At 66.4% G+C, this 11,524-nt stretch carries 11 protein-coding genes; 5 read left to right on the top strand and 6 right to left on the bottom strand.

What is annotated here, in order from left to right; all coding sequences use genetic code 11:
• Positions 1–378: 378 nt before the first annotated feature.
• On the bottom strand, positions 379–2,499 hold the full coding sequence (gene rpoD, locus ACOJTD_RS02075) for an RNA polymerase sigma factor RpoD (RefSeq protein ID WP_420131283.1): 2,121 nt from the start codon (positions 2,497–2,499) through the stop codon (positions 379–381).
• 256 nt (positions 2,500–2,755) lie between these two features.
• Positions 2,756–4,753, bottom strand: coding sequence for a DNA primase (gene dnaG, locus ACOJTD_RS02070; RefSeq protein ID WP_420131282.1), 1,998 nt, complete (start codon positions 4,751–4,753; stop codon positions 2,756–2,758).
• Between the two features lie 753 nt (positions 4,754–5,506).
• Here dnaG and ACOJTD_RS02065 point away from each other — a divergent pair.
• The gene (locus tag ACOJTD_RS02065) at positions 5,507–5,749 is read left to right on the top strand and encodes a hypothetical protein (RefSeq protein WP_420131281.1); all 243 of its coding nucleotides are present in this window, start codon (positions 5,507–5,509) and stop codon (positions 5,747–5,749) included.
• Between the two features lie 186 nt (positions 5,750–5,935).
• Here ACOJTD_RS02065 and ACOJTD_RS02060 read toward each other — a convergent pair whose 3' ends face one another.
• Together ACOJTD_RS02060 and ACOJTD_RS02055 are read right to left on the bottom strand one after the other, a co-directional pair.
• Positions 5,936–6,337, bottom strand: coding sequence for a gamma-glutamylcyclotransferase family protein (locus ACOJTD_RS02060; protein WP_420131280.1), 402 nt, complete (start codon positions 6,335–6,337; stop codon positions 5,936–5,938).
• Positions 6,338–6,369: 32 nt separating this feature from the next.
• The gene (locus ACOJTD_RS02055; protein WP_420131279.1) at positions 6,370–7,281 is read right to left on the bottom strand and encodes a transglutaminase family protein; all 912 of its coding nucleotides are present in this window, start codon (positions 7,279–7,281) and stop codon (positions 6,370–6,372) included.
• 87 nt (positions 7,282–7,368) lie between these two features.
• Here ACOJTD_RS02055 and ACOJTD_RS02050 point away from each other — a divergent pair, with 87 nt between their 5' ends.
• Positions 7,369–8,169 (top strand): N-formylglutamate amidohydrolase, encoded by an 801-nt coding sequence (locus ACOJTD_RS02050; RefSeq protein ID WP_420131278.1) that lies wholly within the window; start codon positions 7,369–7,371, stop codon positions 8,167–8,169.
• 176 nt (positions 8,170–8,345) lie between these two features.
• On the opposite strand, the gene ACOJTD_RS02045 is transcribed toward ACOJTD_RS02050, so the two are convergent.
• Complete coding sequence (locus ACOJTD_RS02045) at positions 8,346–8,963, bottom strand: LysE family translocator (RefSeq protein ID WP_420131277.1); 618 nt, start codon at positions 8,961–8,963, stop codon at positions 8,346–8,348.
• 127 nt (positions 8,964–9,090) lie between these two features.
• Between ACOJTD_RS02045 and ACOJTD_RS02040 the strand changes: the two genes are divergently transcribed.
• The 3 genes from ACOJTD_RS02040 to ACOJTD_RS02030 are packed head-to-tail and all read left to right on the top strand — an operon-like array spanning position 9,091 to position 10,392.
• Positions 9,091–9,405, top strand: coding sequence for an ArsR/SmtB family transcription factor (locus tag ACOJTD_RS02040; RefSeq protein ID WP_420131276.1), 315 nt, complete (start codon positions 9,091–9,093; stop codon positions 9,403–9,405).
• A complete protein-coding gene (locus ACOJTD_RS02035) occupies positions 9,398–9,865 on the top strand; it encodes an SRPBCC family protein (RefSeq protein WP_420131275.1) in 468 nt (155 codons plus the stop codon). The genes ACOJTD_RS02040 and ACOJTD_RS02035 overlap by 8 nt, the downstream gene beginning before the upstream one ends.
• Positions 9,865–10,392: an SRPBCC family protein gene (locus ACOJTD_RS02030; protein ID WP_420131274.1), complete on the top strand. Its 528-nt coding sequence runs from the start codon at positions 9,865–9,867 to the stop codon at positions 10,390–10,392. The genes ACOJTD_RS02035 and ACOJTD_RS02030 overlap by 1 nt, the downstream gene beginning before the upstream one ends.
• A gap of 9 nt (positions 10,393–10,401) precedes the next feature.
• On the opposite strand, the gene ACOJTD_RS02025 is transcribed toward ACOJTD_RS02030, so the two are convergent.
• Positions 10,402–11,241, bottom strand: a complete 840-nt coding sequence (locus ACOJTD_RS02025; RefSeq protein WP_420131273.1) for a DUF2189 domain-containing protein — start codon at positions 11,239–11,241, stop codon at positions 10,402–10,404.
• Positions 11,242–11,524: the final 283 nt, after the last annotated feature.

Genomic DNA, 11,524 nt, shown 5'->3' with positions numbered 1-11,524 from the left:
CTCCCGCAAGCGGGAGAGGGAGCGGGCTGCGGCGCGGGGTGTACACCAGGAATCGTAGCCCGGATGGAGCGCAGCGTAATCCGGGACCTGCCGTAAATCCCGGGTTTCGCTTCGCTGCATCCGGGCTACTAACTAGCAGATTCAGTGCTCGCGTCGCCCTCACCCCAACCCTCTCCCGCAAGCGGGAGAGGGAGCGGGCTGCGGCGCGGGGTGAGCGCGATGCGAATGGAGCCCGGTTGAAGACAAGTCGGACATTCAGAGAAACGCAAAACGGCGGGCCTGAGCCCGCCGCTTTGGATGGATCGCCTGGCCTTCACCGCGCCGAAGGGGCTGCAGCCCCGCAGGCGGGTCGAGCCCGGCCAGGACGCGATGAAGTAGTTAGTTGTCCAGGAAGCTCCGCAGCTTCCGGCTCCGCGACGGATGCTTCAGCTTGCGCAGCGCCTTGGCCTCGATCTGACGAATCCGCTCGCGCGTCACGCTGAACTGCTGGCCGACTTCTTCCAGCGTGTGGTCGGTGTTCATGCCGATGCCGAAGCGCATGCGCAGCACGCGTTCTTCGCGCGGGGTGAGCGAGGCGAGGACGCGCGTGGTGGTTTCGCGCAGGTTCGACTGGATCGCGGCGTCGATCGGCAGCACCGCGTTCTTGTCCTCGATGAAGTCGCCGAGGTGGCTGTCTTCCTCGTCACCCACCGGGGTTTCGAGCGACAGCGGCTCCTTGGCGATCTTCAGGACCTTTCGGACCTTCTCCAGCGGCATGCCGAGCTTTTCGGCGAGCTCTTCGGGGGTCGGCTCGCGGCCGATCTCGTTGAGCATCTGCCGAGAGGTGCGCACGATCTTGTTGATCGTCTCGATCATGTGCACCGGAATGCGGATGGTGCGGGCCTGGTCGGCGATCGAGCGGGTGATCGCCTGCCGGATCCACCAGGTCGCGTAGGTCGAGAACTTGTAGCCGCGGCGATACTCGAACTTGTCGACCGCCTTCATCAGGCCGATGTTGCCTTCCTGAATGAGATCGAGGAACTGCAGGCCGCGGTTGGTGTACTTCTTGGCGATCGAGATCACGAGGCGCAGGTTGGCCTCGACCATTTCCTTCTTGGCCTGACGGGCTTCGCGCTCGCCCTTCTGCACCGAGTGGACGATCTTGCGAAATTCGCCGATCTCCAGACCGGTGAGCGCCGCCATCGACTGGATCTCCTGGCGCAGCTCCTTGATCCGGTCCTTCTCGTAGTGGACGAAGTTCTTCCAGCCCTTCGCGCTCAGCTTGGAGACGCGGTTGAGCCAGCGCGGATCGAGCTCCGAGCCCTGATAGTTGCGCAGGAAGTCGTCGCGCGCGACGCCGTGGCTGTCGCCGAGGCGCAGCAGGCGGCCTTCGAACGACACCAGCTTCTTGTTGATGTCGTAGAGCTGCTCGACCAGACTGTCGATGCGCGCCTGGTTGAGGCGCAGCGACTTCACCTCGACGATGATTTCGTCCTTGAGCTTCTTGTACTTGCGCTCCTGGGACGGCGACAGCTGCTCGTTCTGCAGCTGGTTGGCGATGTCCTGCTCCTGCAGCTTGCGCAGCTTCTTGTAGTTGTCGGCGATCTTGTCGAAGGTCTCGACCACCTTCGGCTTGAGTTCGGCCTCGATGGCGGCGAGCGACATCTGGTTCTCGAACTCGTCGTCGTCCATCTCGCCTTCGGAGGCGCCCTCGCCACCCGCGCCGCCGGCCTCGGCCGGCGCGGCGCCGCGCTGCTGCGCGGGACGGAACGGGGTCGGCGACGGCGGGGCCGCCGGCGGCGCGACATGCGCGGGTGCGCCGCCTTCGCCTTCAGCGGCGGCTTCCTCGCCGCCTTCGCCGGCCATCGCCGGGTTCATGTTGGCCTTGGCGTCGGGGCCGGCGTAGGTCGCTTCGAGATCGATGATGTCGCGAAGGAAGATCTTTCCTTCGTTGAGCTCGTCGCGCCAGATGATGATCGCCTGGAAGGTCAGCGGGCTTTCGCACAGCCCGGCGATCATCGCCTCGCGCCCGGCCTCGATCCGCTTGGCGATGGCGATTTCGCCCTCGCGCGACAGCAGCTCGACCGTGCCCATCTCGCGCAGATACATGCGCACCGGATCGTCGGTGCGCTCGCCCGGCTCGGACTTCTTGGTCTCGGTGACGGCCTTCTGGGTGACTTCGACGAGGTCGTTATCCGGCTCCTCGTCGGCCTCGTCCTTGGCCTCTTCGTCCTCGCTGTCGGTATCCTCGGCCTCGGACACATTGATGCCCATGTCCGACAGCATCGACATGATGTCTTCGATCTGTTCGGGCGAGGTGGTGTCCGACGGCAGCACTTCGTTGAGCTGATCGAAGGTCACGAAGCCGCGCTTCTTGGCCTGCTTGATCATCTTCTTGACGGCAGCGTCCGACAGGTCGAGGAGCGGCGACGGGGCGTCAGCGGAGTCCTTCTCCGGCGCGTCGGCCTTGTCGTCCTTTTCCTTGTCCTTCAACTGAACCGTCTTCGCCTTGCTGGCCATTCACTGCTCCTGAACGCGCGCATGCCGGTCACGTCGCCGCGCCGTCATCCAAACTTGCCTTGCCGGGTGAGACACGCAAAGGGCGGCGCTCGCCGACGCCACCCGACACGATCCCGCTTGCTGGTTTCCCAAAATGGTCGCCCGAAGGCCTTCTACCGGAATGCCGTTAAGCCCTTACTAACCCTGTTTTTGCAGCCAATGCGGGGGTTTGGCGAGTCTTTTCACAAATCCCGCCGCGTCGCCCTGCACACCGCGATCACACGCCCCGGTGGAACCGTCCGGACGATTCGCCAAATCCTTCGATCAGCGCCTCAGTTCCGTCCACTTCCGAGAGCCGCGCCTTGACGTCCCGCAACCAGGCGACGTTGGCTTCGCTGCCGTCTTCCCCCAAGGCCAGCTCGGCATCCTTCAACTCCCTAAGTAAGGAGTGAGATTGTCGATGCAAGGCAACGAGTTGCTGCCACGTCGAAAGAACATCCTCACGCGCCGCGCCGGGCCCGGCGCCCCACACCGCCTGGGTCGTGATGGCCCGCTCAAGGCGTTGCAATTGCTCGGTTAACCCGGCCTTCACCAGGTCGGCGCGGAGCCGCTCCGCCTGCTCCGCAGGGTCCGCCGACTGATGGTGGTCCTGGGCGAAGGCGGCGATGATCGCGGCGCGAAGCCGGTGCGCTTCCGGGTGGGCGAATTCGAGCGCCGCGACCTCCTCGAGATGGTCTTCGAGCAGCCAGGGATGGTTGAGCAGCGATGTCAGGATCAGCGCCTCGCGGCGCGAGATCGCGCTGCGCTGGCCGCGCATGATCGGGCTGGTGGCGAGCTGCGGGCTCATCATTTGGTACGGCCCGCGCCCCAACGTCGGCGCAGCCGCGCCTTGCCCGCCACGCGGCGCTGGCCGGCCGCCCTGTGGAAAACTACCCCGCGGCGCACCCCGCCGCCCCGAATCACCGCCGCCGCGATAGCCGCCGAAGCCGCCACCAAACCCACCCGCCGGCGCGAAGGCGGCGCGCAGCCGCTCGGCCCAATCCTGGCGATAATAGCGCCGCACCACCTCGTCGCGGATGCCGTTCGCCAGCTCGTTGATCCGCGCCTCCAGCGCGGCGCGGCGCTCGGGCGTGGCGAAGCTGCCGCCCTCGGTCTCGCGCATCCATAAGAGGTCGGCGAGCGGCCGGGCGACGCCGAGCACCTCCTCGATCGCCAGCCGGCCGCCGGCGCGGGCGAGATCGTCGGGGTCCTGCCCTTCCGGCAGCAGCGCGAAGCGCAAGCTCTTGCCGGGCTTGAGCTGCGGCAGCGCCAGGTCGGCGGCGCGATACGCCGCCTTCTGGCCGGCGCGGTCGCCGTCGAAGCACAGGATCGGCTCGTCGGCCATCTTCCAGAGCAGCGCCAACTGGTTCTCGGTCAGCGCGGTGCCGAGCGGCGCGACGGTGCCGGGGAACCCGGCGGTGACCATGGCGATGACGTCGACATAGCCTTCGACCACGATCACCGAAGCGCCGTCATGCGCCGCCTTGCGGGCGGTGGTGAGGTTGTAGAGGTTGTCGCCCTTGTGAAACAGCGGCGTCTCGGGCGAGTTCAGGTACTTCGCCGCGACGTCCTTCTCCAGCGCCCGGCCGCCGAATGCGATCACCCGGCCGCGGATGTCGGTGATCGGAAACATCACGCGGTCGCGGAATTTGTCGAACGGCACCGGGATGTCTTCGCCGGCCGACAGCAGCCCGGCCTCGATCATGTCCTCGACCGGGATGCCGTGCTTGCCGAGATGCTCCTTCAGCGCGAAACGCTCCGCCGAGGCGTAGCCGATGCGGAACTTGACCTGTACCGACGGCAGCATGCCGCGATCGGCCAGATAGCCACGGGCCCGGGCGCCGGCGCGCGAGGCGAGATTGTCGGCGAAATAAGCCGCCGCCAGCTCCATCACGTCGTACAGCGACTTGCGCCGCTGGGCCTGCCGCGCCGCATCCGGCGTCGCCGCCGGCAGCGCCAGCCCGGCCATCCCGGCCAGCCGCTCGACGGCTTCCGGGAAATCGACGCCCTCGGTCAGCATGATGAAGTCGAAGATCGAGCCGTTGCGCCCCGACGAGAAGTCGAACCACGCCTGCTTCTCGTCATTGACGAAGAACGACGGCGTCTTCTCCTGCTGGAACGGCGACAGCCCCTTCCACTCCCGCCCCGCCTTCTTCAACTTCACGCGCTTGCCCACGACATCCGACACCGGAAGCCGGGCTTTCAGCTCGTCAAGAAATTGCGGCGTGAAGCGCATGAACAACCTTGGCTGACGCGGTGGACACCGCCAACGCGTTTAAGAGCGCCACAGATGACAGGATCCGACAGGGTTATACCGGACAAAAGTAACATCGAAACTAGCTTTGCGATCCACTCGGCCTCTTCAAGAGGCGTCTCGCCAGGAGCACCGCCATTCCGGGGCGCTCGCGCAGCAAGCGAGCCCGGAATCCCGCAGTCAGAGAGCGCCCCGATGCCGGCGGCACATCGCATGCTCACTGCCTGGGGCTCCCTCACCCCAACCCTCTCCCGCGAGCGGGAGAGGGAGCGCGCTGCGGCGCGAGGCTGACTCATAGGGAGCGATTGCCCGCATCGCGCAAGCCTCAAGCACGGCGCCTCTTCTCCCCTCCCCCTTGCGGGGAGGGGTCGGGGGTGGGGGGCCCCAGGCACTCGGCCCGGGGTCGTTCGCAGGCACTGTGCTTGTGTCGCCCTCACCCCAGCCCTCTCCCGCAAGCGGGAGAGGGAGCGCGCTGCGGCTCGGGGTTAGTCCTCATCCTCAGACGGAGGAGCGCTGGAATGATGGGACCCCGCTCAATCATGCCCGCCTGATCACTTTCATCCACTTTCCTTCGCATCTGCAGCAGATTTGATCTGGCTCATTGTTGCACCGCGGAAGCGAGCGCTCAGTGCCGCACCCTGCGGATGCGGGGGAGTCGGGGAGAACGGATAACCAAGGCCAGGGCTCACTGCGCCGGCCCCTGCGGACCAGCGTCAAACGACTGGAGCCAGAACCATGGCAAATTGTACCCGATGCAATGTGGAGATGACCTCGCTCGGCGTGGAGTCGGTCGACGGGGTTTATGCGATCCACGCGTGGAAATGCGACGATTGCGGCGATGCGCTGACCATCGCGACCGCAGCGGTCGAGACCTATGACTTCCCGAGCTTCTGCCTGACCGAGCCGGTGCAGCCGGACTGGCTGACGCTGCTGCCGCTGGCGGCCAACGCCCACGTCGAACTGCATCTCGGTCGTTAGCGCCGTTCTGTCGGCTGCCATCGAAGCGGACAAACCTGCTACCGCCGTCATTTGAGCTGCCCGTCGCGCCATGGCGCGCCGCGGTGGGCCTCGGCGGACGGGCCGCAGGCATCGCATCCGTCGCGGCGCGCAACGTGCGCAGCTCGGGATGACGAGACCGCATGCGAGAAGGCCGCGTCGCCGCGATCAGCCAATGCTGTCGGCAAACCGGCCTGACGGGATGTGGCGCAGCCGCGCAACATCGAAATTGTAGATGTAGACGTAAGCCTCGAGGTCGCCGCCGGCCGCGAGCGTCACGCGTGCGATCTCGCGGCGATACGGCGCCGGCTGTTCGCAGCCCTCGCCGCAGCCTTCGTAGTCGTCGAGCTGCGCCAGCAGCTCGGCCGGCCGGTGCAGCCTGAACACGTCGCCGACGACGCGATCGGAGGCCGCGGCGGCTTCGATCAGGCCCGGATAATGCGCCACCTGATACAGCCGGCCCGGCATCGTCGCCGCGCCGAGATAATCGGCGTTGTCCGACAGCAAGCGCGCCATCGGATGATCGTAGCCGTGCATCAGCGTGCCATAGACGAACAGTCGGTCCAGCATCGAGTCCCCAGATCACATCCCATCGCCGCCGGCTAGGCCGGCACCACGGCGCCTTGCGCCGGCGCGGCGGCGTCGGCCGAGGCGACCTTGATCCGCACCTCCATCCGCAGGAAGTCGTCGGCGCCGCCCACGTAACTGCCGTGCAACGGGATCGCCTGATATGGCTCCCGCGCCACCGCCACGCGGATCAGATCGCGGCTGCCGATGATGCCGTTGGTGGGATCGAATTCGATCCAGCCGGCACTCGGCAGATAGACCTGAACCCAGGCATGAGTCGAGCCCCCGCCGACATGACCGCCCTCGCCCTCGTCGTGCACGAACAGATAGCCCGAGACGAACCGCGCCGCGATGCCGAGCCGGCGCAGCGCCTCGATCATCAAGAGCGCGAAATCACGGCAGGTGCCGGAGCCGGTCTGCAGCGTATCGAGCGGATGCTGGGTGCCGTGGGCGTGGCGCTTGCGATAGCTGAAGGCGTCGCGGATGCCGTGGGTCATTCGGCTGAGAATGTCGAACGTCCGGGTCGAGGGACCATCGTCGAGAAAGCCGCGCGCCCAGGACGACAGCTCGTGCTCGGGATCGCCGTAATGCGGACGGATGAACGGCTCGAGATCCGGATATTCCTCCTCGTCGTATAGGAACGGATAGAAGAATGCGCGGTCGTCCGGCGTCAGGGCGAACTCCTCGCTCGGATGGTGTTCGACGATCGCGGTGGAGTGAAAGCTCAGCCGCGTGGCGGGCTGGTCGAAGCTTGCGATTGCCACGCTGTTGCCGAAGACATCATGGATCCAGCGCAGCGAGGCCGGCTGCGGGGTGATCACCAGCGAACCCTGCAGCATCCGCAGGTCGTGACCGTCGCTCGGCCGCAGCATGACGCGATGCTCGCCGAAGGCGACCGGGCGTGCGTAGTAATACTCGGTATGGTGGGTAATCGTCAGGAGCGGCATGAAGGATGCATAGATCTCGACATTGGGACAACGAGACGATACCAGCGTAAACAGGGGCGGATTGCTGATTTGATAGGCACTTCACAGATGGACGGCGCACCGCAGGTGGCACTACGTCTCGAGCCCGGACAGGTTCCGGTGATCGAGCGAAATCCGGACGGACAATCCCCCTTTCTGCTGGTCTGCGATCATTACGGCCGCAAGATCCCGCCGCAACTCGGCGATCTCGGCCTGCCCGATTCAGAGCTGACCCGACATATCGCCTGGGATATCGGCATCGCCGGTGTCGCCGAGCGCCTGTCCGACACGATCGGCGCGCATCTGATCGCGCAGCGCTACTCGCGGCTGGTGATCGACTGCAACCGGCCGCCGAGCGCCGAGAGCTCGATTCCGCTGGTCAGCGAGATCACCACCATCCCCGGCAACGACGGGCTGACGCGCGAGCAGGCCGAGGAGCGTCGCCGGCTGATCTTCGATCCGTATCACGACCGCATCGACGCGGTGATCGACGCAAGGCTCGCGGCCGGCCGGCCGACCGTGCTGCTGTCGCTGCATTCGTTCACGCCGGTGTATCACGGCATGGCGCGGCCCTGGCACATCGGCACGCTGTATCACCGCGACACCGTGCTGCCGCCGCAGCTGCTCGCCGAACTGCGGCGCGAAGAGGGTCTGGTGGTCGGCGACAACCAGCCCTATGCGGTGACCGACGGCACCGACTACTCGATCCCGGTGCACGGCGAGGCGCGCGGCCTGATCAATTCCGGCATCGAGATCCGCCAGGACCAGATCGCCGAAGAGGCCGGCCAGGCCGAATGGGCCGAGCGTCTGGCGCGGGTGCTGACGGCGATCGAGCCGGCGGTGCAGGACAAGGCGGCGGTGCAGGCCTAATCGCCCCGCCGAATACAAATCCGTGTCCCGGGTGCGATGCAGCGCGTAGCGCTGCTTCGCAGACCCGGGACCACGCTTATTCTGATCCGAGCAACCGGAGCCCCGGATCAGCAGCGCACCACGCCGCTACGCGGCCTGCTGCGCCGCATCCGGGGCACACGTGCGGCGAGAAGTGCTTACTTCGCGCGGCTGAGCGCCAGCCAGACGCCGCCGCCGATCATGAAGCCGCCGGAGATACGCGACAGCAGCCGCGTCCGCCGCGACGAGAACATCGTCCGCGCACGCCCGGCCAGCAGCGCGTAGATCGCATCCGTCATCGCCGCGATCACCATGAAGGTGACGCCGAGCAGCGCGACCTGCGGCACGTGGGCGCGCTGCATGTCGACGAATTGCGGAATGAACGCGCCGAAGAACACCAGCACCTTCGGATTGGCGAGCAGCACCAGGAAACCCTGCAGGAAGAAGCCGCCGCGCGGCACCGGCGGCGGTGCATCGGTGCTGACGCCCTCGACCGGCTTGCGGATCAGGCCGATGCCGAGCCACACCAGATAGGCGGCGCCGACGAGCCGCACCCAATCGAACCAGTAGCCCATCGTCGCCATCAGCGTGGTGAGGCCAGCCGCGACCAGCGCGATCACCAGCCCGAGCCCGAGCTGCGCGCCGGCGATGTTGAGCAGCGCCGCGCGCGTGCCGTGACGCAGGCCGTTGGCGATCACCAGCGTGACCACCGGCCCAGGCAACAACGCCAGCCCGATGCAGGCGGCTACGTACGTCAGATACAGTTCGAGCGACATCGGCATTCCCATTCACGTTCGAGTCCATCCGCAACATAGCAGGCAGGTCCCGCGCCATCGACCACCGAAACGTCATGGCGACTGCTGCGCTTGACATGCAACCTTGTGGTTGCCTATTATCATCGCCATGGACGACGTCTTCAAAGCGCTGGCTGACCCGTCGCGGCGGGCGCTGCTCGACCGGCTCCACGCCCGCAACGGGCAGACGCTCGGCGATCTCTGCGACGGCCTCGCCATGACGCGGCAGGCCGTGACCAAGCACCTTGCGATTCTCGAGGCGGCCAATCTGGTTGCCACGGTCAGGCACGGCCGCGAGAAGCTGCACTACCTCAACCCGGTGCCGATCCACGAGATCGGCGAGCGCTGGATCAGGAAGTTCGAACGCGGGCGCCTGACGGCGCTGAGCGACCTCAAACGACGACTGGAGGACCGTGATGGCTAGACCGGAATTCGCCTACGTCACCTACATCCGCACCACCCCCGACGCGCTGTGGCACGCGCTGACCGATGCCGAGTTCACGCGCCGCTACTGGATGGACTGCACGCTGCGCTCCGACTGGCAGGTCGGCTCGGTGATGACGATGGAGCGCGATGGCGAGATCAAGAACCAGTGCACCATCGTTGAGTCCGATCCGCCGCGGCGGCTGGCATATGACTGGATATCGGTGTGGGACGAGACGATGCGGCAGGAGCAGCCGTCGCGCGTCACCTATGAGATCGAGCCGTTCGGCGACGTGGTCAAGCTCACCGTCACGCACGAACGCTTCGCCGATGGCAGCGCGACGCTGCCGAGCATCGCGTTCGGCTGGCCGATGGTGCTGGCGAGCCTGAAGAGCATCCTGGAAACCGGTCAGCCGCTGCCCTACGACGTGGCCGCACACGTCGCCGCGGAAGCGGCGTGATGACCAACGTCAGCGGCTGGGTGCCGCAGACCATCTACACCATCTACATCGCGGCGCCGGCCGAGCGGGTGTGGGAAGCTTTGACCTCGCCCGAGTTCAGCCGGCAGTACTTCTCGGGGTACACGGTGACAATCGAGCCACGTCGCGGCGGCACGCTGACGATGACGGCGCCGGACGGCTCGCTCCATATCGGCGGCGAAGTGATCGACTGGAATCCGCCACGCCGGCTCAGCGTGACCTGGAACGTCGGCTGGCCGGGGCTGGTCGAAGCGCTCGGCGGCACGCTGGTGACCTACGAAATCGAGCCGGCGGGCGACGCCGTGCGGCTGACGATGACGGAGGCTCATGAACACCCGCTCGACGACGACATCCTGTCGGGCGGACAGCAGGGCTGGCCGGCGATCCTGTCCGCGTTGAAGAGCCTGCTCGAGACCGGCACCGCGCCGAAGATCACCATGCAGCCGCCGATGCGGATGATCGCGGCGCTGAAGCGGCGCGGCATCCGCATTCCGGGATTGCCGGACTAAGCGCCGCGCTCAGCCGCGCGAGGCAACCTGCGGCATCTGCACGACGTTGCCGGCGGGCTCGCTCGCCGGCAGTTCGGCCGCGACCGGCGCGACGATCTTGCGATAGAGATGCCACGTCGTGTGGCCGAGCACCGGCAGGGTGACGACGAGGCCGAGGAAGTACGGCAGCGCCGACACCACCAGCAGCAGCACGATGGTGGCGGCCCAGCCGATCATCGGCAGCGGGCTGGTCACCACGGCGCGGACGCTGGTGATCATCGCGGTGACGAAGTCGACGTCGCGATCGAGCAGCAGCGGAAACGACACCACGGTGAGCGAGAACAGCACCAGCGCCAGCGCGGCACCGACGCAATTGCCGACCGCGAGGAACACCAGCCCCTCGTTGGTGGTCAGCACCGCCGAGATGAACTCATGCAGGCTGCCGAACGACACGCCGATGCCGAGGAACAGCGCGATCAGCAGGCGGACCTGGTACATCCAGATCACGAATAGGAACAGCGTGACGAAGGCCATCCAGCCGAGCTCGCTACGGCTACGGATCAGGCCGACGATTTGTATCACCGAGGGCTTGCGCCCGGCCTCGCGCTGACGACTGACCTCATACAGCCCGAGCGCCACGAACGGCCCGAGCAGCGCAAAGCCGGCGGCGAGCGGATAGGCGAAGTACACCATGTGCAATGCGGTGAGACAGGCCAGGATCAGCATGCCGCCCGCGGCGTAGAACGCCCCGAACGCCAAGCCATAGGCGGGCGCCGCCTGAAAATCCCGCAGCCCCTGCCCGAACGCTTCGGCAATGTCGGCGACCGTCACGCGCCGCACCACAGGATCAAGCTTCCCGGAGATCGACATGATCGCTCCTCCCTGGTGAATGGCTGGTGCTTCTTGTTGTTAGTTGGGGCGATTAAGAACCCGAGTTCCGCCGCCGTCAATGCATGGTGGTCGCGCCGGGATCACAACTTTGCGTGGCGATCAGTTCGGACTTCGGCGGTGGGCAATGCAGCATTGTTGCGCAGCGCAACAACATGAAAGGTGAATGCGGAAGTCGGAGGTGATGCCCTGACTACAAGCGCAAGCTCTGTGCCCGGGGCGCCCTCACCCACCCCTCTCCGGCAAGCGGGAGAGGGAGCGCGCT

The sequence above is a fragment of the Rhodopseudomonas sp. genome (genome assembly GCF_048594845.1).
Taxonomy (GTDB): domain Bacteria; phylum Pseudomonadota; class Alphaproteobacteria; order Rhizobiales; family Xanthobacteraceae; genus Rhodopseudomonas.
This window is presented reverse-complemented; position numbering and strand designations above follow the sequence as displayed.